Annotated in this window: 16 protein-coding genes; 2 read left to right on the top strand and 14 right to left on the bottom strand. The window is 70.8% G+C overall.

Annotated elements, in window-relative coordinates:
- Positions 1 to 5: 5 nt before the first annotated feature.
- The 9 genes from F8M74_RS21420 to infC all read right to left on the bottom strand — a co-directional run bounded on the left by F8M74_RS21420 (position 6) and on the right by infC (position 16,919).
- Positions 6 to 1,928: a HEAT repeat domain-containing protein gene (locus F8M74_RS21420; RefSeq protein ID WP_141253803.1), complete on the bottom strand. Its 1,923-nt coding sequence runs from the start codon at positions 1,926 to 1,928 to the stop codon at positions 6 to 8.
- Positions 1,929 to 2,039: 111 nt separating this feature from the next.
- Positions 2,040 to 4,220 (bottom strand): hypothetical protein, encoded by a 2,181-nt coding sequence (locus F8M74_RS21415; RefSeq protein WP_228559894.1) that lies wholly within the window; start codon positions 4,218 to 4,220, stop codon positions 2,040 to 2,042.
- 213 nt (positions 4,221 to 4,433) lie between these two features.
- Positions 4,434 to 5,753 carry a trypsin-like serine protease gene (locus F8M74_RS21410; protein ID WP_141253801.1) on the bottom strand — a complete coding sequence of 440 codons (1,320 nt, stop codon included), beginning with the start codon at positions 5,751 to 5,753 and terminating at the stop codon, positions 4,434 to 4,436.
- 138 nt (positions 5,754 to 5,891) lie between these two features.
- A complete protein-coding gene (locus tag F8M74_RS21405; protein WP_141253800.1) occupies positions 5,892 to 8,102 on the bottom strand; it encodes a SpoIID/LytB domain-containing protein in 2,211 nt (736 codons plus the stop codon).
- Between the two features lie 3 nt (positions 8,103 to 8,105).
- Positions 8,106 to 12,824: an MG2 domain-containing protein gene (locus F8M74_RS21400; protein WP_141253799.1), complete on the bottom strand. Its 4,719-nt coding sequence runs from the start codon at positions 12,822 to 12,824 to the stop codon at positions 8,106 to 8,108.
- Positions 12,821 to 14,389, bottom strand: coding sequence for a hypothetical protein (locus F8M74_RS21395; RefSeq protein WP_216619645.1), 1,569 nt, complete (start codon positions 14,387 to 14,389; stop codon positions 12,821 to 12,823). Before F8M74_RS21395 ends, F8M74_RS21400 begins: the two co-directional genes overlap by 4 nt.
- Positions 14,386 to 15,009 (bottom strand): DUF1175 family protein, encoded by a 624-nt coding sequence (locus F8M74_RS21390; protein ID WP_141253797.1) that lies wholly within the window; start codon positions 15,007 to 15,009, stop codon positions 14,386 to 14,388. Before F8M74_RS21390 ends, F8M74_RS21395 begins: the two co-directional genes overlap by 4 nt.
- A gap of 29 nt (positions 15,010 to 15,038) precedes the next feature.
- A complete protein-coding gene (locus tag F8M74_RS21385; RefSeq protein WP_141253796.1) occupies positions 15,039 to 15,935 on the bottom strand; it encodes a DUF2135 domain-containing protein in 897 nt (298 codons plus the stop codon).
- Positions 15,936 to 16,178: 243 nt separating this feature from the next.
- Entirely contained in the window at positions 16,179 to 16,919 is a 741-nt protein-coding gene (gene infC, locus F8M74_RS21380) for a translation initiation factor IF-3 (protein ID WP_141253795.1), read from the bottom strand.
- Between the two features lie 504 nt (positions 16,920 to 17,423).
- Between infC and F8M74_RS21375 the strand changes: the two genes are divergently transcribed.
- Positions 17,424 to 18,038, top strand: a complete 615-nt coding sequence (locus tag F8M74_RS21375; RefSeq protein ID WP_141253794.1) for a DUF938 domain-containing protein — start codon at positions 17,424 to 17,426, stop codon at positions 18,036 to 18,038.
- A 131-nt stretch (positions 18,039 to 18,169) separates the two neighbouring features.
- Entirely contained in the window at positions 18,170 to 18,991 is an 822-nt protein-coding gene (locus tag F8M74_RS21370; protein WP_141253793.1) for a TonB family protein, read from the top strand.
- A gap of 19 nt (positions 18,992 to 19,010) precedes the next feature.
- On the opposite strand, the gene F8M74_RS21365 is transcribed toward F8M74_RS21370, so the two are convergent.
- The 5 genes from F8M74_RS21365 to F8M74_RS21345 form a co-directional block, all read right to left on the bottom strand.
- Positions 19,011 to 19,418, bottom strand: a complete 408-nt coding sequence (locus tag F8M74_RS21365; RefSeq protein ID WP_011550706.1) for a low molecular weight phosphatase family protein — start codon at positions 19,416 to 19,418, stop codon at positions 19,011 to 19,013.
- A 473-nt stretch (positions 19,419 to 19,891) separates the two neighbouring features.
- Complete coding sequence (locus tag F8M74_RS21360) at positions 19,892 to 20,722, bottom strand: hypothetical protein (RefSeq protein WP_141253791.1); 831 nt, start codon at positions 20,720 to 20,722, stop codon at positions 19,892 to 19,894.
- A gap of 77 nt (positions 20,723 to 20,799) precedes the next feature.
- Positions 20,800 to 23,064 (bottom strand): PAS domain-containing sensor histidine kinase, encoded by a 2,265-nt coding sequence (locus F8M74_RS21355; protein WP_141253790.1) that lies wholly within the window; start codon positions 23,062 to 23,064, stop codon positions 20,800 to 20,802.
- A 206-nt stretch (positions 23,065 to 23,270) separates the two neighbouring features.
- The gene (locus F8M74_RS21350; RefSeq protein ID WP_304610496.1) at positions 23,271 to 23,663 is read right to left on the bottom strand and encodes a thermonuclease family protein; all 393 of its coding nucleotides are present in this window, start codon (positions 23,661 to 23,663) and stop codon (positions 23,271 to 23,273) included.
- Positions 23,664 to 23,743: 80 nt separating this feature from the next.
- On the bottom strand, positions 23,744 to 25,538 hold a 1,795-nt coding region (locus F8M74_RS21345; RefSeq protein WP_239004936.1), incomplete at its 5' end, for a lamin tail domain-containing protein.

Raw genomic sequence — 25,538 nt, 5'->3', positions numbered from 1 at the left:
GGGGCTCAGCCGCCGCGGCTCGCCGAGGCCTGGGCCATCAGCGCCATGACGCGGGCCCGGGTGGCGGGCTGCTGGCCGGGACGGACCGAGAGGGCCTGGAGCATCCGGAGGACGGCGGCGCTGTCGTCCATGCGGGGGGTGAGGACGTTGAGCAGCGCGGCCTCGGCACCCGGCGCCAGTTGCCCCGCCACGACCCAGCCACTCAGGCGCTCCAGCTCGGGTGCGCCCAGGGTGCGGGCATTCAGCGCGTCCAGCAGCGCGCCTTGCACGGCGCGCGCTGGCTCGGACATCAGCGCGTCCAGCAACATGCGCGTGGCGGCCTCCTGGGGCGCGGTGCGCAGGGCCCCCGCGGCGGCGGAGCGCACCTCGGGCGCCTCGTCACGCAAGTGGGGTGACGCCAGGTCCATGACGCGCTCCGTGCCGCTGTTGCCCAGCGCGCGCAGGGAGTGCTCCAGCGACTCGGCGTTGTCCGCGCGTGCCAGGGCGTCCTCCAGCGGGCGCAGGAACTCGGCCACCTCGGGGCTGCCCGCTGGCAGGTGGGAGACGACGGCGCCCAGGGCGTAGGCGGACGCGCGCTCGGCGCCGACGTCACCGGCGGTCCGGGCCTCCGTGTTCATCCGCGCCAGCAGCCGGCCCGTCTCGGGCTCCGGCTCGCGGAGGAAGCCCGCGCGCTGCACCATCAGCCCATGCGCGCCGGCATGCTCGCGGGCCTCCGTGGAGACAATCAGCTCGCGCAGCGTGGCCTGGGCCTCGGCGTGCCCCGCGCCGGCCAGCAGGTCGAGCATCAGCTCGCGCATCGCGGGAGACTTGCCCTTCTGGAGGAACAGCTGCCCCAGCTCACCGGCCCGGTGGGGCTCCAGCTTGAGCGCGGCGATGGCCCGCCGCGCGAAGGTGCCCAGCTCGGGGATGGCGCCGGGGTCGGTGGCGGACGCCAGCACCTGGAGCGCCGCGTCCACCGTCATGCCGTCGGCCTGGCTGGTCGTCAGCGCCAGCTCCTCGTCGCCCTCGAAAGCCACCTGCGACGGCGCGCGGACAATGGACTTGTCCTCCGTGGCCGGCGGCAGCGGCTTCTGCTGACGCGTGGAGAACGCGAGGCGCAGGCGGACGCGTCGCGACATCAACGGGCGGCCATCGGTGTGCGTGGCATCCAGGATTTCGTCGTGGGACACCCCGGCCAGGAAGCCCTCCGGGTCCCGGTCGAAGTGCGTGAGGGAGCTCAGCGTCTGGCGGAAGGACGGCGCCGTGGCGGCGGCGCGCAGGGACTGGTAGCGCGCGCGGCGGCGCGTCAGGCGCGCGTCCTCTCCGTCGAACTGGAAGCGCGCCTCCACCTCGCCCGTCTGCGTGGACTCGACGGCGCTCCACTCGGCGGCGTCGCGCAGCTCCGTGGGGAACAACTCCGCCGCCAGCGTCTGCGCGACCTGGCGGAACAGGGGCGGCTCCGCGTCGGAGAACCGGACGGCCACGAGCGCGCCCCGGGCGTCCAACTCCAGCCACGCGGAAGCCGTCTGGGGCAGGTGCGCCTGCACGGCCGCGGCGTCGGGGAAGAGCGCCTGGCCGGAGAGCGTCGCGTCGTGCCGGTCCAGTCGCTTCACCGCCAGCCGCACGCGCGCGCCATTCGCGCGGACCTCCAGGGCCTGGAGCGTCAGCTCACCCTCCAGGCTCAGCGTGCCGTCCATCGTCTGTGGCGCCTCCCCCTGCTGCGGAACGGGGAGCGCCACGCGCTGCAGGTCGTTCCAGACGAAGTGGTACGTGCGCTCCTCCCCCACGGTCCACCGGTAGAGCGGCAGCCGGGAGGCGCTCACGGGCGCGGCGGCCACCACGGCTTCCGGCGCGGCGTGGTGGAAGTAGGACCAGACGGGCACCGCGCCCACGAACAGCAGGGTGGTGGTCAGCGCGGCCGTGCGGACGGCGAGCCTCGAGCGACGCATGAAGGACTCCAGACAGATGAAGGAGAAGGAGCGCCGCGGCGGCGGATGGGCACACCGCGGCGGCGAGGGGCCCCCGGCTCGCGTCAGGCACGAGCCAGGGGGTGAGACGGACTAGTAGACGCGGACCAGCGGCAACGACTTGGACTCGTTGTAGATGTTCCAGGTGTTGCCGAAGCCGCTCCAGCTCACGATGGTCGTCTCGCCCTTCAGGAAGAGCAGCTCACCGAAGAGCTTGATGCTGCCGTCCAGGAAGCGCAGCTCGATGTCGAGCTTCGACGACGCCCGCAGGAACAGCGTGTTCGGGTTCGTCGGGTGCGAGGGCGAGCTCAGGTAGAGGCCGATGTCACCGTAGAGCGGCACGTTGACGCGGGTGATGACCAGATCGCCCCTCACGCCCACCTGGAGGCCCGGAATCCCGATGCCCACGGACGCGAAGCCCTTGACCGAGGCGAACGGGGTGATGGTCCCGTACAGGTCCACGCCCAGCAGGTCTTCGGTGCAGTTGCGGGTGACGGCGCCGCCAATGTTCATCTTCACGCCCGCCTCCGCGGACAGGCCGCCCTGCACGGTGACGGGGACGAACACGACGACGAAGGTCGTGGAGGCCTTCGCGACGTCACTGTCGAAGAAGGGCTTGCCCTCATAGAAGGTGAAGCGCAGCGGGTAGTGCTTGTCGTGGCTGTAGAGGGATGTGCCCAGCACGCGCGCATCCAGTTTGAGGCGGATGCCATTGCCTTCCGTTCCAGCCTCGCCGCTCACGTGCGCCATCTCGTGCCGGGTGGGACCGAACACGTTCGCGTAGGCGTTGAACTCGCCGTAGAGCCGCACGTCGCTGTCACACCAGGCGCCCAGGGCCTTGTTGCGCAGGCCCGAGCCCGGCTGGACGTACTCCCAGCCGGCCACGTAGTCGTAGCCACCACCGAAGGTGTCGCCACCCGCGTAGCCGCTGTCGCTGGACTCCCCCCCGTGCCGCACCGCGCCCGTGGACGGGTTCGTTGGCGTGTTCAGCCCGTGGATGTGGGCGCCGTAGATGGCGATGTACTGCGCCAGCAACGACGAGGAGAGCGTGTAGTCCTTCCGGTCCAGGCCCTTCACATCGAGCTTGTCCGCGTTGCGCACGAAGCTCTCCGGACCGAAGTCGTTGCCGGTCAGGAAGAGGCACGCCTGCAGGTCGGCCTCGCGGCGCGGGGCCATGGCGGCCTCCAGCATCGTCTTGTAGCGGCGGGGGCTCCAGTCACACACCGTGGGGCCCTGGGTGTCGAGGCAGCCGTCCTTCTGCGCCTTGACCAGCGACTCCTCGATGGCCTGGTCCAACCCGTACAGCCGCTCTGCGGTCAGCTTGTCCAGCTCCACCGTCTGGTGGTCGCGCGAGCGGAGGACCTTCGAGGCCTGCGCCCACTCCGCGTAGACGGCGTCGCGCTGACGCAGCAGCGCGGTGAAGGACTCCTGCTCCACCTGGTAGTGATTGAGCACGTCATCCGCGATGTGGCTGAACTGCTCGGCCTCCTTCTGGTGCCAATCGTCCGACGGAGCGACCCAATTGCGCGCCTCCACGTTGTTGGCCAGCTTCGCCGCCTCGGACTTGAAGACGTAGCCGTCGGTGCCCTTCGGGTAGCGGCCGGGCGTGAAGCGGAAGTACGCGTTCTTTGCCGCGCGCTGCCCGTCCCAGATGGGCGCCAGCTTCTCCTGGTCCCGGCTGTAGAGCACGCGGTGCGCGATGCCCTCCTTGCCGAAGGCGCCGTTGAAGAAGGCGCGGTAGTCGTCGCCGTACCGGCCCGCCTGCCGCTCGAAGCGGCTGAAGTCGAGGTACTTCTCGTCAACGAACTCCTGGCAGGACGTCACCTGGGTGCCGTCCTTCTCCCAGCTCCGAATCCGAGACAGGTAGGCCTGCTCCTCCTTCGTCAGGTTCTCCAGGCTCTTGCGGTAGAGAATCTGCCCCTTGAGCACCTGCCCCATGAGGCTCTGGTCCATGCCCTGGAAGCGCGTGTGCTTCGGAACGTGGGGCGCGTAGGCCACCGTGTCCACCCCGCCCCCCAGCTCCTCGGGCAGCAGCGCCACGCGCTTGGGAGCAGCCTCCCAACCGGCCTTCCACTCCGACTCCACGACCCCCTGGCAGTACGCGTCGTGGACGCCGCCGCAGCTGCTCGCGCGGTAGTCGGCGTCCACGCACTGCTGCGACGTGGGCTTGGGACAGTCCTGCGCGAAGCTCGCGGGCGCGGCCAGCACCGTCGCGGACAAGCCCGCCCAACGCAGCTGGCGGCGTAGCTGTTTCGTGTGTTTCCGCTGATTCATGTAACGCATCGTCCTTGTTGAGGGACCGGCTCCGGGCTCGGCCCGGCGGAGGCCCAGAGCACGGCGCGTGCCGGAGGCGCTCCACCCGCGCTCCAGAGGGAGGCCACGGGGAACGCGAGGACACGCGGGCAACAAGGGGATGCGAGGTGTTGTCTGCGAAGCTACGGGCGCGGGTGGCGGCAGGGCCACCCGCGCCCTCACGTCAAAGCGGTGCTACTGGATGGAGTAGGCCACCGTGCCGCTGCAGCTGCCGCTGGAGTAGCAGCCCACGCGCATCTGGTACGTGCCCGCCGCGGGCGCGGTGAAGGACACGTAGGACAGCAGGCTGCAGGAGTCGTCGTTGGCCGCCACCTGGGTGTTCGTCGCCGTGTTGAACAGGCGCAGGTAGGTGTCGCCCGTGCCCGCGGCCTGCGGCAGCGAGCAGGTGCCGAAGGACAGCGTCTGGCCAGCCGCCAGCGTCACGCTGACGTTGGTGGTGTTCTGCTGCGCGCTGTTGGTGTTGGTCACGTTGAAGGTGAAGGTCTTGACCGGCGGGGGCGGAGGCGGCTCGGTGGTGCCGCACAGGCGCATGCTGCCCGCGACGGCGCAGTACGCGTCGATGGCGGGACGCACGTAGGTGATGGACTCGCCACCGCAGCCCGTGTCGGTGCACTGGTTCACGACGTTGCAGCTGCCCTGGCTGACGTAGTCCGTCACGCCCCGGACCAGGATGCCGGCCACGGTGACGCCGTTGTTCTCATACACGCCCGAGCCCGAGTTGCCACCGAAGGTGTCGGTGTTGGCGACGAAGTAGTCCAGCGTGCCGGCGCGGGCGTCTCGCACCCAGCCACCGTCGTCAATCTTGAACGGGATGCCGCTGCCGGAACCAATCACGGACACGCTCGTGTTCAGCGGCAGGGCGGTGTTGCCCGGACGGATGGGCGCCGGCTCGAAGCGCGGCGTGGCCGGACGGTCCAGCCGGACGACGGCGAAGTCCAGGTTGCGGCCGTTCACCGTGCTCTGCTGACGCGCGACGATGGACTGGCAGGAGAAGATGTCGGCCGTGGTCACCGTCTGCAGTGCCGTCGCCGACGTGCGGTAGAAGTTGAAGACGAAGCGCGTGTTGGCGCAGGCGGACGCGCTGGTGATGCAGTGCCCCGCGGTGAGCACCAGGTCATCATCGATGAGCGTACCCGAGCAGAAGGCCGGCGTCGGGTCATTCAGGAAGCGCTGCGTGGAGCAGAGGTTGTAGGCGCTCTGCAGCGTGCTGCCATTGAAGGTGACGTTGTTGGGATTGGAGGCGTTGAAGTCCGACGGACTCATCAGCGCCACGGTGGACTTCTCGGCCCGGGTCCGCAGCGCGGACGCCGGATAGGCATAGACGTCCGTGCGGTGGTCCGTGCCATAGACAACGGGATTCTCCTGCGAACCCATCTCGGGGGACTTCTCACCGGAGGGCTCTCCTTCGGGCGCCGGGCCGCAGGCCGCGACAGAGAGGGTACACAACAGCGCGCCGAACAGCTTTCTGCGAGAGGCGGTACGGGTGATGCGCATGGGCGACCACTCCTAACGATGACGGCCCGCCGGAAAGGACGGGCGAAACCACTCTACGCCCGGCCCTGACGTGATTTCACGTTATTCATTGTTAAACATGGAAAACAGATAGATATATCGAATTTTTCTCATCCATCTTCACTGTCCATATGCCTCCTCGAGTATCGCGTCGCTGCGCGAACCCGCGGCCTTGGCGGCTTCGACATCCAAACCCTCGCCATGGCCTCGGCCACGGCCCTCGAACATCAGTGATTCGCCATTGAATGACGCGGTGCGCGGGCACGACGGCAGCTTCAAACCGGAGCGCAGCAAGTCACACGGCACCGAGCGCGCGGTGTCGAACGTCGCGTCGCCATCCGTCTCCGCGCGCAGGTAGTGCACCCGCCCCGCCTCGAAGCGCAGCGACACCAGCCCGCGCCCCAACAGGCGCTCCACCTCCGCGCGGGGCCGCGCCTGCCGCCAGGGCTCCTCCCCGCCCTGGGAGAAGGTCAGCCACTTGCGCCACTTCAGCGGCGCCAGTCCCAGGGCCTTCGCATCCTCGGACCGCACGCGCACGGTGCCGCGGAAGGCCTGACAGTGCGTGGTGTCACAGACGGGGCGCCCCGGGTGACGGCTGTGACCGTATTGCTCGTTGTGGGCAACCACCCGCGCCAGCGCCACGCGAGCCTCGCCCGTCAGCGTCACGTCTTCGGCGGACACCACGCCCGCCGCGTATTGCAGGCGCGTGGTGCGGAAGACGAAGTCGGAGCCGCGCCGCGCCTTCATGGCGCTGGGGGTGGTGGGAACGCCCGGCGGCGGCCGGTACGGCGGAGGCTCGGAGGTGATGAAGACGCCCGCGTAGTCACGGCCCTCTTCCGGGCCACCGGGAAAGCGCACGCGCCAGGGCGCGCCCAGACACACGGCCGCGCCACGCTGGGTGAGGGATGCCAGTGGTGCCCAGGTCTCCGCGCCCGCGCGCGGCACACCCTCCACCAGTGCGAAGCCCGCGCCGGAGCACCGCGCCTCCACGTCCCCCGGTGGAAGCAGCCCCAGCACCTGCACGCGCGCGGCCTCCAGGCCAGCCTGCTTGCGCGCGCGCGCCAGCGCCTTGGGCACTTCGTCCGCGAACTGGCGGGGCATCGCGCCGGGCCGCACCACCACCGCCACCAAATCTGGGTCCACGGCGGCAATCCAACCGAACTGGGGCCGGCTCGCCGCGTCGCGCACGGTGCCCGTCTTGGTCGCCACGCCCACCAGTGACTTCGACGCGGGCAACTCCGCCAGCGTGCCGCGCGCGGCATTGTCCGCCAGCAGCGCCACCACATCCGGCCGGGCCTCCGCCAGCAGCCGGTACGCCTGCGCCACGCCCCAGGGCGACACGGCCAGCGTGGAGCGAAGCCCCGTCGCCTCCGCCATGTCCTCCGGCAGGCCCGTCAGTCCCACCGAGGCCAGCACCGGTCCCCACCCGCCGAAGGCCCGGGGCGCCGAGCCCCGCGCCTCCCAGTCCAGGAAGTAGCCGTTGCACGAACGCAGCAGCGCGGTGCGCGCGTCCACCTTCGCCGGCAACTCCGCGCCGCAGGCCCACTCTGGCACGCCCGGGCGTGGCGGCAGCGTCGGGTGCGCCACGCCCGCCGCGTACAGGAAGGGCTTGAGCACCGAGCCGTACGGCAGCGCGCGCCGCACGTCGCCCTCCGAAAGCAACACCTCTCCCGAATGGCGGCTCACCACCACCGTCGCGGGCCGGGCCTCGCGCACGCCCACTCCCGCCAGTTCGTCGATGGACAGCGGCGACGCCCAGCGCGCGCCGTCCTGGCACTGCCGAAGCCTGCGCGACAGCGCCGGGGGAAAGCCCGTGGACTCGTTCAGCAACCGCGCCAGCGCGCGCCGGGCCCGGGGCGTGTCCACCTCCGGCGCCACGGCCAGCTCCGACGCCGCACGGGACAACGACAGGTAGGGCCCCTCCTTCCACGAGGGCAGCTCGCCACTCACCGCGACGGCGAAGGCTTCGTGAAAGAGGCGGTCCTCGCTGGACTGGGGGCACGCCCACCACAAGAGCTGGTGTGCCAGCTCGTGCCGGAGCGCCAGCCGCAGCCGCTCATCCAGCACGCCCGGCGTGTTCTGCCGCAGCTCCACCAGCCCCGGGCGCCCCTGGCCGTTGCGCTGGGGCGTCAGCGCCGCGCCCCTCTGGAGGACGATGGAAGCCAGGGGCTTCGCCGGCGCGCCTCCAGCCTCCTGAACGTAACGCGCCTCCAGCGCCGTCCAGGCGGCCTCGGCCTCGCGGCGCAGCCCGGCCTCGGGCGTCACGTCGCCGCGAGTGACGAAGGTGGGGGTGGCCGCGAGCAGCACGGCCACCGTGACAGCCAACCCCATGGACTACAGGTCGCCCAGGTGCTTCTTGGAGGGCACCACCTTCAGCGAGTCCGCGGCCGTCCGCCCGTGGATGCTGGCGGCGTACATGTCCTCGATGTGCGCGGGCGGCGCGGAGAAGGTGCCGGCGAACTGCGCGCGCAGCACGTAGCCCACGGTGCGCGGGCTGTCGCTCCACCACGCCGGCTCCTCGAAGAAGAACGTCGCGCGCTCCGGGTTGAGCACGCGGCGCTTGAGCGCCTCGGGCACCAGCGGCAGCGAGTGCGGCGGCCCACGGAAGGCCTTGTCCTCCTGGAGCGGCACGAAGCCGGCGGGCACCGCGTCCTCCACCACGTAGTAAGCCGAGCGCACGCGGTTGTCGCCGCGCGCGTCCATCGTCAGCTCCACGTAGACCTCCTCGCCCTGGGACACGGTGTCGCCCGCGCCCAGCCGCACCTTCCCGCCCTCGCGCAGCACGTAGTAGGCGCGTTGGATGGACATGCCCTCCGCCTTCGGCTGCACGGCGGACAGCGGGGTGCGCGTGGTGGCGCGCAGCGTGGCCACGCCGTCGAAGCCGCCCACGTCCACGGTGCGCGTGCCCGGCGCCAGCACCGCCACCAGGCCCAGACCGCGCGGGGCGAACTTCACCGGCGTCTTCACGCCCTTCACCTCGGGCGCCTTCATGCCCTGCATCGCCTTCGCGTCGCGCTCCAGCAGCCACAGCGAGTGCAGCAGCGTGGTGCTCCGGTCGAAGGTGGACAGGTCAGGCTCGGACAGCAGCTCCAGGATGCGGCGGCGCGCGCGGGTGATGTCCAACGTGCCGAACGAGGCCGCGTGCGCGGCGATGGCCGTCATACCCACGCGCCGCAGCGGGAAGCGGAAGAAGGCCTCCGACTGCTCCAGCGGCTGGCCCGGCGTGAGGGCGGCCAGCGTGGCGTAGCCCTGCGCGCTGCGCGCGACCAGCGCGTTGATTTGAGTCTGGAGCGCGGGCTCCTTGATGACGCCGGCCTTCTCCGCGGCCAGCACCGCCAGGGCCAGCGGGTACAGGTCCCCGCCATCCGCACCCTGCACCAACGCCCGCACGCGCGCGGCCTGCTTGGAGCCCTCCAGCCGCGCCAGCACGTAGGCGCGCGTGGCGTCGTACTCGGGCGGCAGGCCCTCCTGCGCCTCAAGCCAGCGAGCGCTCTCCATCAGGCGCGGGTCGGCGCGGTCCACCAGCCCCGCCTCGGCCGCGTAGGCCAGACCATCCAGCGCGATGAGCGTTTGCGGCAGGCTCGGCGTCTCATAGCCACCGAACCAGGTGAAGCCGCCGCCCTTCACCGACATGTCGAGGATGCGCGCGGTGCCCTGCACGGAGCGGCTGCGCGCCTCCGCCAGCAGCGCCTGCGTGTCCGTGTCCAGCTTCGCCAGCGCTCCCGCCTTCTGAAGTACCTGGTACACCGCCACGTTGGGCACGGTGGTGGACACCAACTGCTCCAGACAGCCGTAGGGGTACGTGAGCAGCTCGCGGACGTTGGACAGCGCCGCGTCGACGATGGACGGCTGGAGCACCAGCTCCACGCGCGCCAGCGTCGCTTCCTGAGGCGCGGGCACCTCCAGCGCGCCGCCGCCCCAGGCGCTCACCTTCACCTCGTCCTCCACCGCCGCCGGGTCCACGTCGAAGCGCTTGAGGTCCCTCAGCGAGTCCTTGCCGCCCGCCACATTCACGGTGAGCTGCGCGGCCCCGGTGGACGCGGCCTTCAGCGTCAGGGGCACCACCTGCTCACCGCCCTTCGCCAGCTCCACCTTGTGCTCGAACTGGTCCGCCTTCAGCGCGCCCAGCGACGCCAGCTTCACGTCCAGCAGCTGGCTGGCCGGCGACTTCTCCCCCGCCGACAGGCGCACCGAGGCGACCGCCTCGTCGCCTTCACGGAGGAACTGCGGCAGCGCGGCGTAGAGGTTGAGACCGCCGCGCGTGGCGAACTCGGAGGTGCCCTCGCCGAAGCGGCCGGAGGTGTCCGCCGCCACCGCCGTCACCACCCACAGCGTCTGGTTGGAGGGCAGCGTGAAGCGCACCGTGGCGCGGCCATCCCGGTCCGTCACCACCACCGGGTCCCAGTGCGCGGTGTCGCGCTCCAGGTCCTTCGTCTGGCGACTGGGCGGCTTGATGGAGGCGAAGGCGTGGTCCGGCAGCCCCGCCATCTTCCGCGCCAGCGCCTCGCCGTAGCCGTAGCCCTGGAACTCCGACGAGAAGAAGTTGGACACGTTGTTGCGCGCCGGCGGGTAGAAGAAGTCCAGCACCTTGGGCCGGAACTCGCTCTGGATGGCGTAGACGGCCTTGTCCACCACGCCCACGGACAGCTGCGCCACCACGCCGCGGCCCTCGTGGTCCACCACGCGCACGTCAATGCTCTGCTCGGTGAGCGGCGTGGCCTCCGCGCGGCGGGGCTGCAGCTCCACCGTGAGGGTGCGCTCGCGCGGAATCACCCGGAAGGCCACCGTGCGCTCCTCCCAGCGGCCCGTGGCCGTGGGGTACGCGACGGACGCATACACCGCGCTGCCGAAGCGCTTCTCCACGTTGAAGCTGTGCACCAGCGTGCGGCCCGTCAGCTCCACCACCTGCGTGTCGTAGAGCGAGGCGCCCGACAGCGTCACCCACACCGGGCCCGCGTCACGGCCGCCCGAGCCCCAGCTGTCCGGCATCAGCGCCACCAGCTTCGCGGTGTCTCCCGGCGCCAGCGTCCCGGAGAGCGAGGCCAGCGTCAGGTTGGGCACGCGCGCCACCGGCTCGTCCGCGCCGCCGATGACGAGCAGGGACTCCTCGCCCTGCCACGCCTCACCGTTCTTGTCCTTCACCACCACGCGCGCCAGCACGGTGCCCACGTCCGAGGTGGGGACCTTCTCACGGTGCGTGCCATCCGCCGCAGTGGAGAAGGAGCGCTTGCCCAGGCTCTTCTCCGAGCCATCCGCCGCGCGCCGCACGAACTCCACCTCGCCCTGCGTCACGCCGTAGGGCTTGCCCGACAGCGTGGTGGCGCGAATCGCCAGCGTCGCGTCGCCGCTCTTGGCCACGACCGCGTCGGAGTAACGCGCCAGGCCCAGCACCTCCACCTTCGACAGGAAGAAGGCGGACGTGGCGTTGGCGAAGGTCTCCTGGTCATCGCGCGCGCGCACGGTGAGCGAGTACCGGTACGGCAGCCGCTCCTCGCCAGCGGCCAGCGCCGGCACGGCCACCTCGATTTCAGCCTCGCCGTTAGCGTCGAAGCCGCTGGCGCTGGACCACGGGTCGTCATACGCACCGCGCGCCTCCACGGAGGAGTACAGCCGCTCCGGCACGCTCAGCTTGCCCTCCGTGCTGGAGGCGCTGCCGTACGTCACGTCGCTGCCCTGGCCGCCCTTGCCCGCGTCATCCACCCAGGCGGGCGCGTCCAGCAGACTGCGGTAGAGGAACACCTCGTACTTCGTGGCGTCGGGCGTGCCACCGGCATAGCGGCGGGCGCGCACCTTCGCGCGCAGCGTCTGGCCGGGCACCACCGTCTCCGACGCGGGCTCCATCTCCAGGTAGAATGTCGGCTTCACGTAGTCCTGCACGCGGGCCTCGCCCTGGTGCGGGTGCCCATCCACCTCCGCCTCCACGCGCAGCACGCCGGTGCCCAGGTCGTCCGGCACCTTCAGCGTGCCGTGGAAGGCGCCGAACTCGTCCACCGAGGCGCGCGTGGTGAGCGCGCGGCCCTCCTGCGAGACGAGCTTCACCTGCACCTGGCGCTTCTTCGGCGTGAAGAGGCGCGCCAGGAAGGTGTCCGGCTGGCGCACCACGCCGCGGAACTTCACCTCGTGGCCCGGCTTGTAGATGGGCCGGTCGCTGTAGATGAACACGTCCGGCGCCACCGCCAGCGCGGAGTAGAAGTCCGTGTCGACAATGGCCGTGTCCCCACCCGCCGTCGCCGTGGCGATGACGCGCGGCTCCGACACCTCCAGCGTCACCTCGCCCTTCGCGTTCGTCTTGCCGGCGGGGCCCTTGCCCTTGGGCAGGTACACCTGCACCTCGGCGCCCTCGCGCGGCTTCTGGTCCCGGCCCGCCACGCGCACCAGCACCTGGCCATCCGTCTGCTTGAGCTGCACCGTCAAATCACTGACGACCAGCACCACCTGTCCCTCCACGCGGCCCTGCACCAACTGGAGCACGTAGGTGCCCGCGGGCAGCGGCGCCAGCGTGACGCGGCGCTCCTGGAAGCCGCTGGGGCCACTGGCATTGAAGCCGGGGACGTTGAAGTCCCGCTCGGCGCCGCCCAGGTCCAGGTTCAGCCACTGGCTGCGCGTCACCGTGAAGCCGGGCGGCACGCCCACCAGGCGCTCCGGTCCCTCGGCCACCTTCGCCAGCGGCTCGCCCGAGCCCGACGCTTGCGGCGCACGGGGCAGCACCTCTCCCACCTCGTCGCGGAAGGCGGGGTTGAGCGTGTCGAGCAGGAACATGCCCGGCGTGCGGACCGCGTTGAAGCCACGGCTGAGCGCGCGGCCCGGATTCTTCAGCGTGGGCGGCGTCTGGTACGCGCGCCGCAAATCTCCCTGGGCGCGGATGAAGGCGTCCAGGTTCTCCGGCTTGAGGACGCGCAGCTCGACGGGGCCCTTGTCCTCGAAGGCGACGTCCACCGCCACCGGCTCCTGGGTGCCATAGGAGCGCGGGACGGTGATGTAGAGCGGCTTGGCCAGGGCCACGCCGGACAGCATGAGCGCGGACAGAGCCGCCAGTCGGATGAAGCACTTCATGACCCGAAACCTCCAGGAACCAGCGAATCGCCCTGCACGGTGCCGCGCAGGCCCAGGTACGGCAGCGACTCCAGGTCGCTCCGCGCCGCTTCGATTTCCGGGGGCGCCGCGCTCGGCATGGGCGCGTTGCGGCTGACCCGGAACTCGGACAGGTAACCATCCATGGTGAGCCCGCTGAGCAGCCGGCCCGTGTTCACCCCGAAAGCCACCGAAGTGGGCGCGCGCAGCCCCGCCACCACCGGGCCCGCGGCGTTGAGCATGTTGGGCTGCTGACCCGCGCACGCCTTGCGCAGGCGCTCCAGCTCCGCGTCGTTGGACGCCAGCACCACGTGGTTGCAGTGGGTGCCGCGCACCAGCCGGTTGTAGCCACCAGAGAACAGGCCCTCCAGCGCGGCCGCGTCGTCGGTGCGGCCCCACAGCACGGCCAGCTCCACGGGCAGCTTCGCATCACCGCGCGGCGTCCACACCAGCGCCACCTGACGCGTGCGCGTGGGGCCCTTGCCGCCGCCCTTCTCCCAGTACGCCTTGAGCGTCTCGGGGTCCAACGACTCCGGCAGCTTGAGCTGGAAGGCCAACAGCACCGGCGTGTCCTCCGGCACCAGCTTCAGCAGGTCGTCGGACAGGGGCGCGGCGTCCAGGCGCGCGGGGCCGTCCAGCAGCTCGCCCGCGATGCCCCGGCCCACCACCCGTCCCGCCTCCACGCCGAACTGGAGCCGCGTGCCCGGGGCCAGCCCCACCACGATCGACAAGAGCTGCACCTCGCGGCCGTAGGCCTCCGGGTCGTAACCCAGCTCCACGTCCACGCCGTCCTTCGCCTTCAGCTCCGGCAGCTCCGCGCACAGGCCGTGGAGCACCGCCACCGGGTGGCGCGCGAGCACCAGCCTGTCTTTGAGGCGGCCCGCCCACAGCGTCTGCTCCGCCACCAGCCAGCGCTTCATCTCGAAGGTGCCTTCCGAGCCGCCGCCCGGGCAGTGCGGCGCCGTCATGCCGCCGCGGCTGGCCACGCCGTCCAGCGCCTCGTACGCGGACGTCGCGGCGCGGCCCGGCTTGGGAAGGATGAAGGCCGGCGTGCTGGAGCGCGCGTCACCGGCGAACCACGTCACGCGGAAGGGCGCGTCCAACAACTGCCCCGCGAAGAGGTCCAGCACCGCGCCCTTGAAGCCCGCCTGGAGGTCCTCGCCGGTGGAGCCGAAGAAGGCGGCCCACGCACCGATGAAGCCCTGGCCCAGCGGCTTCTGGAGCTGGTCGCGCAGCCACACGTTGGCCGCCAGCGCATCCCGCACCTTGCCCGGGTGGTGCACGTCCACCCAGAGGGCGGAAGGCGCGGCCGTGCCGGGCACCTCCAGCGCCGTCATCGCGGGCGCGGGCATGCCTTCCACGCCGGCGCCCGCGCTGGGCGGGCCCTTGCGCTCGCCGCCGAGCAGGTTCGTGACAGTGCCACCGCCGTCGCCGGACTGCCCGCTGCGCCGGCCCAGGAAGAAGGCTCCGGCCACGGCGCCGCCCACGAGGACGGTAACCACGCCGATGAGCAGTGCCTTGGGCGGGCCACTCTTGGGAGACGTCATGACATCCACTCCTTGAAACGGAAGAAGCCGAGGAAGGAAGCGTTCTGCGGCACCGGGCGCCACTCCAGCGGCGCCTCGGTGGCCAGGTGGTGGAGGACGCCGGTGCGCACCGCGGCGCCCTTCTCCCCCGGGTGGTAGACGACGCGCGCGGGCGCGTGGGCCCGGTCCTCCGGGCGCACCACCAGCATCAGATGAAAGATGGGGCCCGCGTCCTGCTCCTGGCGGAAGGCGAGCACGTCGCCGGTGCGCAGCGACTCGCGGGTGGCGTCGTCACGGCCCAGGAACTGGAAGCTGTGCTGGAGCAGCACCTCCGCGTCCGCGAAATCGGACGGGCGGCCCCGGCCGTCACGCCACAGCGGCGTGGACAGGCGCTCCACAGCGACCTGCTTGTACGCGGAACGGAAGGCGAAGCGGATGAGGCCCGCGCAGTCCCGCTGGTCCGGATGCCACGCGGCGTCCTGCTTGCGGACCTGGGCCAGCGCCACGCGCGCCACCAACCGGCGGAGCAGCACGTCGCGCGTCTCGGGCGTCGTGGATGCCTCCGCGTCGTGTGACTTCGCGTCCGACGCCGCTTGCGCGGACGCATGGAGCAGCAGGAGCAGGGGAAGGACGCGGCGCATGGTCGTGGAGGCCCTGAACGACGGAGGCGTCAGTACTCGCCTTCGCCGCCGCCATCCCCATTGGACTGGAGCGCCTTGAGTGCCTCATCCAGGTTCTTCGGCCACGCGGCGTGCTTCGGACGCGGGTCCTGCGAGGGCACGAACACCTCGGCCTGCCCGTCCCCGAGCACGTTCACCCAGGCCAGCACGCGGGTGGTACCCGGCGTGGCCAGGGGGATGCGCACCATGCGGCGAATCTCGTTCGGCGTGCCTTCGAAGAGCGACAGGTTCAGTGTCGCCACGGTGTGGGCCTTGTCACCGCTGGGCCAGTAGTTGGTGGCCACCAGATACACGCCCTTGGGCGGCGCGCGGTGGATGTAGAGGTATGGGCCATACGCGGGCTGGTCGAAGTCACCGCCCTGCGAGTTGAGGAAGAAGGTGCCACCGGAGGGGCTCGCGGTGTCGGCCCAGTACACGTGCGCCATCTTCTGCACGTCCAGGGTGCCGTCCTTGGCGCTGGCGTCGGTGGGCTCGTACAGGTGCAGGTCGGTGTAGACGCCGTCGGTGTCGCTGGTGAGCACCACCTTGAAGGGCACCGGCGGAATCTGCGCGTAGCTGGTGGCCTGCGTGCGCGCGGTGCCGGCCTGGTTGGTGGCCATCACCGTGACGACGTTCTTCCCGCTGGCGGCGGGGAACTTGCGACTGAAGCGCCCGCGGTACGTGCGCATCAGGTAGCGGTCGCCGTTGATGGACACCACCACCGGGTCAATGGTGGTGTCGCTGACGGTGCCCTCGATGAGCATCATCCGGTCCACCGTCCAACCGCCCGACGGCGCGGACAGGGTGACGACCGGGAGCGTCTTGCCCTTGCCAATGGGCACGCCCTGTTGACGGGGATTGGCGGCGGGCGTCTGCGCCAGCAGCACGGCGAGGAGGACAGGCAGCATCACGCGTCCTTGATGAAAGGAGGTCCGCGAGCGTTCGCGGGCGGACAGACTGCGGCAGCAGTGCCCTCCTTTTCAAGTCGCTTGCCAGTCGCCTGGGCGGCCTCTCCCAGGCAAGGAGCGCCGGACCTGTGGGCGGCAAGCCACGCCTGGCTGCCTGCCCGTGTGGTGGCGGCCACACCTTCCCAACTTCCGAGAGGCGCCGCACGCGGTGGGAACCCAGACCCACCGCGTGTCGGCAATCCCTCAGGACGCCGTCGGGCTCTGCGCCTCGGCTGCTGCCGGCGCGGCCTGCGCTTCCTTCTTCTCCTCGTCCGCTTCCTCAGCCTTCTCTCCAGCGCCACTGCTGGCGCCCGTCGGCTTGCCCGCACCCGGGGCTCCCGGAGGAGGCGTCCGCTTGGCGGCGGTGGCGGCCTGACGAACCAGCTCGCGGGCCTTCTGCGCCACCTTCGGCGTGGGCGCGAGGATCATGAACATCAGACGCCCTTCCATCCGGGGCATCTGCTCCACGACGGCCACGTCCTTCAGGTCCTTGGCCACGTCATCGAGGATGGCCGTGCCCTGCTCCTTGTGCGTGATTTCACGCCCACGGAACTGGATGACGACCTTCGCCTTGTTCCCGTCCTCGATGAACCGGCGGGTATTGCGGACCTTGAACTCGTAGTCGTGCTCTTCCGTCTTCGGACGGAGCTTCACTTCCTTGAGCAGGACCGTGACCTGGGCACGCTTCGCTTCCGAGGCCTTCTTCTTCTCCTCGTACTTGAACTTGCCGTAGTCCATGATCTTGCAGACCGGAGGACTGGCCATGGGGCTGATTTCAACGAGGTCCAGCCCCTCGGTCCGGGCGCGGTCCAGGGCCGCCTCGAGAGGCATGACCCCGAGCTGGCTACCGTCAGACCCGACGACGCGGACCTCACGGGCACGGATGCGACGATTGGTTCTCTGGTCGCGGCTCCCGCCGCGGCTGCTTCTCTGTTCGCGAATGATGGTGACTCTCCTCCGAATTGGGTTTCAGGCCTGCCCACCCAAAGGTGTGGCAGGCAGGTCCGCGACAACAAGGGACCGTACACACATGTGAAGCGCCCCGCCCTGCTTGGGACCCACGCCTGGCAGTGTAACCCGCGGGCGCAGGAGTACATCCCAGTGCCCGCTCGCCCGGCAGGAAGGGGAGCCCTGGGTGAACTTTCCTCTTTGGGAGACGGTAACGCCAGAGATAACGCCCGACCCGTCCACCTGCCGTGGAACCATGCCCCCAATGTACCCCCCAGGGGCCACCTGAGGGTGACACCCCTGCTCGACCCGGGGGGCTGGGAATTGCCGGGTGGGAGACAAACGGGTGTGGACGGAACGTTCCTTCCAGCCCGGACCCGGAGTCACGGCAGGAGGCCCACGCCCCGCTCTGCCCACTCGCTTCCCGGGGGGCGGTGCGCAGGTCGTCCACTGGGGGGGCGGCGCTCACACGGAACGCGGCGGATGTGCGAAACCCGGGGGATGAAGCGTCACGCCCCGGCCACGGAACGCAATCGCGAGCCCCTGCTCGCTGTCCTCCGCGAAGTCCTCCCCACCTCCGGCAGGGTGCTGGAGGTGGCCAGCGGCACCGGCCAACACGCGGCCTGGTTCGCCCGAGCCCTCCCCCACCTCGTCTGGCAGCCCACCGACGTGGACGCGGAGTCGCTGGAGAGCATCGAGGCGTGGCGCACCGAGGAAGGCCCGCCCAACCTGCTGCCGCCGCGCCGGCTCGACGCGGGCGCGGAGTCCTGGCCGGAGACGGCCACGGACGTCATCCTCAACGTGAACATGATTCACATCGCCCCCTGGACGGCCTGCCAGGGCTTGATGCGGGGCGCGGGCCGGGTGCTGCCTCCCGGCGGGCTGCTCGTCCTGTATGGCCCCTACTTCGTCGAGGGCCGTGACACGGCCCCCAGCAACCTGGAGTTCGACGCCTCCCTCCGCGCCAGGAACCCGGCGTGGGGCGTGAGGTCGCTGGAGGCCGTCACCGCCGAGGCCGCCCTGCATGGCCTGGAGCGCGAGCGCGTGGTGGACATGCCCAGCAACAACCTCACCGTGGTCTTCCGCAAACCCCGTCCTCCGGTGTCCCCGCCCTGAAGGCCGCCCGACACCGCGCCGGCTGAGTGCGGACCGCCGCACACGCCCGCGGCCCAGAAACCCTTCACGCCCGACACGCACGCCACTACCCCATCCCGTGGCGAGACGTGGGCGGGAAAGGGGGGCACACCATGCCGGACGCACCAGCGAAGGCCCGCTCGCCAGAGGATGTTCTGTTCGCCTCGGCCTTCCGTGGCCACGAGACGGGGGCCCGGAGCCGTCAACGCACGCTGATGCTGGTCCTGGCCGCCATCGGTCTGCACGCCGCGGCGCTCATCGGCGCGGCCTCTTTCTGGCACGGCACACCGCGACGGCTCGAAGGCGAAACCACCCGGGGAGAAGTCCTCGTGCTCCGCCTGACCGCCATGCCACCTTCGGCCCCCGTGGGGGATGTCACCGGGACAGCCCCCGCGCCCCTTCGGCCCCGGACCGCGCGCAGGCCTCGCCCCTCGCGCGCCTCCGTACCGCCGCGCACCGCCGCGGCACCGCGCGCCTCCGAACTCGCGGAGCCGCTGTCCGTCGGGCGCCCCGCCGGCATCCCAGCCCATGACCGTGACAGCCTGGCGGGCCGCGCCGTGGCGGGCATCACCCAGCGCGCCCTGGGGCCCGGCTTCCCGGGGTTGCTCGTGGAGCCGCCGCCCGCCACGGCCCCCGACAACCGCGAGGACGCGGCCCGGCGCTACTTCGAACAGATGTTCCGCGACCGCTTCGAGGACGTTCCCTACCCCCACGAGGCGCGGATGGCGGGCATCGAAGGGTCCTTGGTGCTGCGCATCTCCGTGGGAGTGCAGGGCCAGTTGGTGGCCCTGGGGGTGCTGGGCCCCTGCCCCCACCCCCTCCTGTGCGAAGCCGCGCAGGAGGCGGTGCGGCATGCCGCGCCCTTTCCACCGCCACCGCCGGCGCTCGGCGACTGGGTCACCGTCGAGCTACCCTTCAACTACCACCTGGAATGAGCGCGCGTTCGAAGCCGCGCTAGCCGGCGCGCATCCACCCTTCGCGCTCCAGCAGTCCGGCCACGCGGGCGGCCAGCTCGTCGCGGATGCGGTGGACCAGGACGTCCGACTTGTCCTTGGGGTCTTCCAGCGGCCAGTCCTCGCGCTGGAGCCCCGGCACCTGGGGACAGGCCTCGCCACATCCCAGGGTGATGAGCCATTGCGCGTCCTGGGTCAGGTCGTCCGTGAGCAGGCGGGGCTTCACGTCGTGCAGGTCGATGCCGATGTCCCGCATGGCCGCGAGCACTTCGGGATGCACCTTGTCGCCAGGCTGCGTCCCCGCGGAGACGGCGCGCGCCTTCTGGGGGTCTACCATCACATTGAAGAACGCCTCCGCCATCAGCGAGCGGCCAGCGTTGCGTACACAGGCGAAGATGACCTTGTTCATCAGACGTCCAACTCCATTCCTCAAAGGTTCACGCGCCCCTCCCCGCGCGAAGTGACTTTCGACATGTTCAATGGCTTGCATATCTCACGGAGGGCTGGCCGCAAAGGGAGAGGCCGGGCGGACGGAAGGCCACACGCGCCTACCTTTGGCGGGCGCAATCCATTGCGCATGTGAAAAACGCCTGTAACTGCAACGCAGCGCACAACCAGGGTGCGCACGCCCGCGCGGAGGCAGGCATGCATCGGTTGACTCCGCCATGCAGAGCGTGCCGTCATGGATGTGGATTGTCTTCTGGGCCGGGGTGCTGGTGTTGCTCGCGGAGGACTCCGTGCCCCCTCTACAACTCCAACGCCTTCGCCATCCTGGGGCTGCGCGCGCGGCGGAGGGAGGCACGCGCGGCGGCGGCGTCCCGGCCCGGCGCCCCCGTGGAACGGGAGGCCTGAGCCGGGAACGCCTCTGACACGGCGGAACGGCTACTCCAGGCCCGCGGCCTGACCGTCGGCGCCGGCACCGCCCAGCACGAAGCCGTCGAAGGCCACGTTGGCCATCAGCTCCACGCGATCCTTGTGCTTCTTCAGCAGCTCCACGTTGGCGGCGGCCGCCTTCTTGGATGCCTCGGACAGCGGCTGCTCCTCGTTCGCGCCGGGCTCCTCAATCGCGTCCAGCGTCTCCTGGAGCTGCGCCCGGGCCTCCTCCAACTGCGCGCGCTCCTCGTCGGCGAGCGAGTCGTCCGCCAGCCGCTTGTCGACCTCGGCCAGCTGCGTCACCATCATCTTCCGGCCCTGCTCCGCCGCGGCGCCAATCTGCTCCAGGCTGTCGGCCACCATGGAGGCGTAGACGGTGGTGGTGATGCTCTGGAACTCGGCGGGCGACATGCCCTGCGCCTTGAGGCCGGCGATGTACGCCTTGCGCACGTCCGCCATCAGCCCCATGAACAGGCCCGCGGCGTCCACGGCCGCGTTGAAGCCCGGCTTCTCGTCACCGTCGCCCTCGTGCTGGGCCTCGAACTCCTTGGACTTCACCTCGAAGGCCTTGAAGGCCGGCAGCGCCGACTCGCGCACCGTCAGGTAGGCCAGCAACCGCTGCTCGTCCAACGGCAGCACCTGCCCCTCCGGGGGCGCCTTGAATGGATTGCTGGCGTTGAGCTGTGTCAGCTCCTGCTCCTGAGCCTGCATCGCCTGCATGGCTTCGATGCTGCCGCCAAACTTGTTCTTGGCCCAGATGCCACCCGCCAGCATCAAGCCGATGCCCGCCAGGATGAAGACACCGCAGCCGATGCCCAGTCCGATGAGGACCTTCTTCATGAAACCCTCCAGGGAAGACGTGTCACCACGGACCCAGTGCTAGCCGGGCTGGGCCCCCTGGAGCAAGCGTCACGGTGTCACGGAGCGTCAACGTCCGGGCGAGCAGGCGGCATGGGCTGGCGGGGCAGGCGGGCCTGGAACGCGGTTCCCTCCTGCGCTGTGGAGTGGACGCGGACCACGCCGCCGTGGGCATCCACGATGTGCTTCACGATGAAGAGGCCCAGCCCCAGTCCGCCCCGGGCGCCCTTGCGCTCCGGGCGCTTCATCGGCTCGAACATGCGGGCCCGGAGCTCCGGCTCAATGGGCCCACCCGCGTTGTGGACGGTCAGCAGCACGTCGTCGCGCAGTCCATGCGTGCGGATGCGCACCGGACAGTGCTCCGGGCTGTAGCTGAGCGCGTTGTTGACCAGGTTGGTGATGACCTGGGCCAGCCGGTCCGCGTCCCACAGCCCGTAACCGTCTCCCCGACACTCCAGCTTCAGCGTCCGCTCCGGGCGGGTGAGCCGGACCTCCTCCACCACTTGCCGAGTCAGCTCGTGCAGGTCCAGCCACCGGGGCTCCATGGGAATGCCACCACCCAGCCGGGCCTGCGTGAAGTCGAGCAAATCCCTCAACATGCGCGTGGCGCGCTCTGCGCTGGAGAGGATGCGGCCCAGGCCCTTGCGGAGCCGTTCATCCAGGCCTTCCCGCCGCATCAGCGCGGTGGCGGACATGCTGATGGCGGCGAGGGGGTTGCGCAGGTCATGGCTGACGATGCCGATGAGGAGCTGCTCGAACTCCGCGCGCCGCTTCGCCTCCAGCTCCGTGGCCCGCCGCTCGGTGATGTCCTGCATGGCGCCCACCATGCGCACCGCGTGGCCCTCGGCGTCCCGGACCACCTGCCCCCGGTCGGCGACCACGGCCCAGGTGCCATCCCCGCGCAGGAAGCGGTACTCGTCCGCCCAATGGCTCGCGCCCTGGTCGATGACGGCCTGCATGTCCCGGATAATCCGCTCGCGGTCCTCCGGATGGATGTGCTCCGTCCACCACGCGATGTCCCGCGGCGGGGCGCGCGAGGCCAGCCGGAACTGGGCGGCGGCCAGCTCACTCCACTCGACGGTCCCCGCGTCCAGGTCCCAGTCGTAGATGACGTCGCTGGTCGCCAGCGTGGCCAGCCGGTAGCGCGTCTCCGACTGGCGCAGCACCTCCTCGGCGCGCCGCCGCTCGCTGATGTCCAGCGACACGCCCGCCACGCTCATCACGCTGCCGTCGGGCCCGATGACGGGGGAGACGCCCGTCATGAAACAGGAGCCCGCCATCTCCACCTCCAGGGTGAAGGACTGGCCCTCCTGGGCGCGCAGCGTGGCGGCCACGAGGTCCGGCCGGTCGCGGTACACGTCGAACGCGGAGCGTCCCACGTAGGCGCCTCGCTCCAGCCCCAGCGCGCTCAGCCGCTCGCCCTCGAAGAGGGTGATGATGCCCTGTGCGTCCGTGGCCCAGAGGATGACGGGCAACTGGGTGACGATGCGGCGCAGGTGCTCGCGGGCCTCGTCCCGCTCGCGCTCCAGGCGCTTCGCCTCGGTGCAGTCGGTGGAGAAGCCACACACGCCAACGACACGCCCCTGCGCGTCCGGCAGGGGGAACTTGAGGCTCTGGAAGACGTGCAGCCCGTCGAGAAGCGGCACGTGCTCATCGATGGTGAGCTGCTGGCCGGAGTCCAGCACCTGCCGATCATTGCCGGTAAAGGTGCTGGCGACCTCCTCGGAGAACAGGTCGAAGTCGGTGCGCCCCATCACATCGCGCCGGAGCTTGCCGGAGGCCCTCTCGAAACCGTGGTTCACGTAGAGGTACCGGCCCGCCGTGTCCTTGGCGTAGATGAGCGTCGGCGCGTGGTCGAGCAGCCCGTGCAGCCAGGCCCCCGTCGCCCGCGCGGTGCGCTCGTCCTCCAGGGAGGACTGGCCCACCGCCTCCGCCAGCCCCGCGTCGAGCACCTGGGCCAGCGCGCGCAGCCCCGCGAGCTCGGGGACCCAGCCCACGGATTCCAGGCTCTCGAGGATGACCTCGCGCAGCGCGCCATACTCGAGCACCAGCGAGCTGATACCGAAGCCCGCCAGGTAGCGCTCACGTCCATACTCACGGCCCAGGGTGCGGGCCTCCGCCAGCCGCGCCGCCATGGAGGGGATTCGGAGCAGCGCCCCGAGCCGCCCCACGAGCTTGTGGAGGGCCCCCGCATCCGCAATCGCCAGGGGTGCGAGCGCCCCGAGCGCGGCGCCCACCCCCGCCATCAGGCGCCGGGTGATGTCCTCCCGCAGGACATCCAAGACGTCCGGCAACGAGAGCGTCGGCGTGACGCTTGGACTCATGCGCGCGCCTTCATGGTCGATGATTGCCCTGGCATGTCCTCACCAGCCCCCCAACCAGGAACGCCCGCCCTCTCCATGCGGGCCGCGCGTGGCTGTTATCATTGGGATACATCCCATCCCCCGGCGGGACTGCCCGTCTCCGAGTCGGGCTCGGATGATGCCTCGCGGGAGAGACAGCCACGGCGGTGCCTCGTCCGTCAGGTGGCTCACCGCTGACAGGGGACGGGCGCGCAGGCCCCCCAGACACCGCGCCTCGCCAACCGGGCCTGCGCCTCCAGTGCCTGGAACTCCGCGCGTCTCGAACGGCCCGCGGGAGGAACGTGGAGCACGCAGGCATGGCCTCTCTCCACCAACAGCGTGTTCACCTCGCGCCCCTCCACGGACACGTAGGCGAGGAGCCGGCCGAAGCGGTCCTCGCACGCCTCGCCATAGGTCAGCGCTACCCGCCTGCCCTCGACGAGTCCCCGGTTGAAGGCATGTGCCTCCGGACCGAAGCAGTCACCGCCCGCGCTCGTGCGCTCCGGTGCATCCGCGAGCAGGTAGCGAACACGCTCGCCGCTCTCCAGGACGACCGTGTCCCCATCCAGGACCTCCGCCACCCGTCCTGAAGCGGGGCCGCAAGAGCCTTCCGCGTCACCTCCACCACAGGCCGCCAGCAAACAGGCCAACGCACATTTCATCAAAGCGCGCATGCGCGGTTCACCCCTCCCGGCGTGCCCCGGTCTCCCTGGCCATAACGGGCCGACTCGGGTGTGGGACAGAAGCTCCCGGGCCAGTCATTGCGTTGAGGGTCATTGCGCCCGGGGTCGAGCTGTGAGGACACACCTGGGATGGCCGCGCCGGTCCACGACACCGCGTCGAGCACGCGCCCTTCCACCGAGAGCTCGAGCTTCCGGCTGCCCGTTGTATTCGCCAGGTTGAAGTTGAAGGTGCCGAGCACCGCGGGCAGCCCGCCATTGCGGGACGCGTCCTCACTGCGCGCCAGGACGGCGCGGCCTCCTGCCTTCACGGCCAGACACAGCGCCGAGTCGAACGTCGAGCGGCCTCCGCTCTCGTTGGAGAGCGACACACCATTAAGGTCCACGTCGCGCAGCGCGAGCACCTCGACCCACTCCCCCATGGCGTCCGCTACCGCCTGTGGGTCCGCCATGAATTCGGTGAGGACGAGCGAGCCCCCATCGGGCCCCCTGCGGGCGCGAGTCCTTCCGGTGGTCCGGTCAATACATCCGTCCTCGAGCGTCCCGGCATCCACGCCGCCATCGGAGGTTCCACCGTCGCCAACGCCGCCCGGCGTGCCCCCGTCTCCCTCACAGACACGATTCCCACGACCAGGCGTCCCCAGGTTGCCGCGCGAGCCATAGGCGGCCGTGGCTGCGCACCATGCGGAGGGCGCGTCATTCTGGGCGGCATCCGCGAGCGGTGCGGACACCTGCGTGGCCACGCCATCCACCGCCAGACCGTAATCGACCGCGTCGACCACCACGCCCCCGGCCTTCACCTGCAACCGGCCGCCCGCATTGCGCAGGTCCATGTTGAACGTCGCCACGGGCGGAGGAAGCCCACCGTTGAGGGTGGCATCCGTGCGACGGGCCAGCACCGCGTACTCCCCCGTCGCGAGCGACAGGCACCCCTCCGCCTTCACCGTCGCCTCACCCGCCTCGGCGACCAGCGTCACCCCGTTGAGGTCCACGGGGGCCGTGGCTCGCAGCTCCACCCACTCACCCAAAGTGTCGTCGCCCCGCGGATTGGCCATGAACTCAGTGATGACCAGGTCTCCAGGCGCCGGAAGCAGGACAGGTCTCACGGCATCCGCGCCCGCGGGCCTGCACGTCGCCACCACGCCCGCGTCCTCGGGGACACCCGCGTCACCCACGGGGCCACAGGGTGCGTTCGCGGCGCCAGGACTCCCCTGGAACGTCCCGCCGGCACCGGCGTCGGGCGAATCACACCAGCGAGCCAGGTCGTCGTTCCCCGCCATGTCCGGCACCAGGCGGCCGTCGTAGATGCGCGACACCCCGCTCTTCGCGGGCGCAGAGAGCTGGACCTCGTCCAGGACCCGCTCACCGCACCGGATGCCCAGCCGTCCTCCCGAGTTCCCCAACGCCCCCAGCCCGTCGCCATAGGCGTGGTCCACGTGCGCGGGCACCGGCCCGTCGCGCACGTCGCCCAGCACCAGGTAGTCTCCCGCCGCCACCGTCATCTCCTCGAGGACGGCATAGGCCGTCTCCTGCGAGCCATCCGAGCGGGACGCGTAAAGCGTCAGCCCGTACAGGTCCACGGGGCCGCGCGTAGGGTTGTGCAGCTCCACGTACTCCTGGCCCGTGTCCGTCCCCACCGGGTCGTTGAGGTACTCGGTGATGGCGACATCACCGGGCAACAGCCTCGCGCACGCCGCGTCCGCGTCTTCGTCCAGGGGCGTGCCACCACACGCCCACGCGCCCGCCAACCCCAGCAACCAGCCCCACCCCAAGTAC

Source organism: Myxococcus sp. CA023 (assembly GCF_010998615.1).
Taxonomy (GTDB): Bacteria; Myxococcota; Myxococcia; order Myxococcales; family Myxococcaceae; genus Myxococcus.
Note: the sequence above shows the minus strand (reverse complement) of the source record. Positions and strands in the feature narration are given on the sequence as shown.

What these genes read in the sequence shown, in the direction of transcription:
- F8M74_RS21420 (WP_141253803.1), bottom strand. Translation starts at nt 1,928, where the DNA reads ATGCGTCGCTCGAGGCTCGCCGTCCGCACGGCCGCGCTGACCACCACC.
- F8M74_RS21415 (WP_228559894.1), bottom strand. Translation starts at nt 4,220, where the DNA reads ATGAATCAGCGGAAACACACGAAACAGCTACGCCGCCAGCTGCGTTGG.
- F8M74_RS21410 (WP_141253801.1), bottom strand. Translation starts at nt 5,753, where the DNA reads ATGCGCATCACCCGTACCGCCTCTCGCAGAAAGCTGTTCGGCGCGCTG.
- F8M74_RS21405 (WP_141253800.1), bottom strand. Translation starts at nt 8,102, where the DNA reads ATGGGGTTGGCTGTCACGGTGGCCGTGCTGCTCGCGGCCACCCCCACC.
- F8M74_RS21400 (WP_141253799.1), bottom strand. Translation starts at nt 12,824, where the DNA reads ATGAAGTGCTTCATCCGACTGGCGGCTCTGTCCGCGCTCATGCTGTCC.
- F8M74_RS21395 (WP_216619645.1), bottom strand. Translation starts at nt 14,389, where the DNA reads ATGACGTCTCCCAAGAGTGGCCCGCCCAAGGCACTGCTCATCGGCGTG.
- F8M74_RS21390 (WP_141253797.1), bottom strand. Translation starts at nt 15,009, where the DNA reads ATGCGCCGCGTCCTTCCCCTGCTCCTGCTGCTCCATGCGTCCGCGCAA.
- F8M74_RS21385 (WP_141253796.1), bottom strand. Translation starts at nt 15,935, where the DNA reads ATGCTGCCTGTCCTCCTCGCCGTGCTGCTGGCGCAGACGCCCGCCGCC.
- F8M74_RS21375 (WP_141253794.1), top strand. Translation starts at nt 17,424, where the DNA reads ATGAAGCGTCACGCCCCGGCCACGGAACGCAATCGCGAGCCCCTGCTC.
- F8M74_RS21370 (WP_141253793.1), top strand. Translation starts at nt 18,170, where the DNA reads ATGCCGGACGCACCAGCGAAGGCCCGCTCGCCAGAGGATGTTCTGTTC.
- F8M74_RS21365 (WP_011550706.1), bottom strand. Translation starts at nt 19,418, where the DNA reads ATGAACAAGGTCATCTTCGCCTGTGTACGCAACGCTGGCCGCTCGCTG.
- F8M74_RS21360 (WP_141253791.1), bottom strand. Translation starts at nt 20,722, where the DNA reads ATGAAGAAGGTCCTCATCGGACTGGGCATCGGCTGCGGTGTCTTCATC.
- F8M74_RS21355 (WP_141253790.1), bottom strand. Translation starts at nt 23,064, where the DNA reads ATGAGTCCAAGCGTCACGCCGACGCTCTCGTTGCCGGACGTCTTGGAT.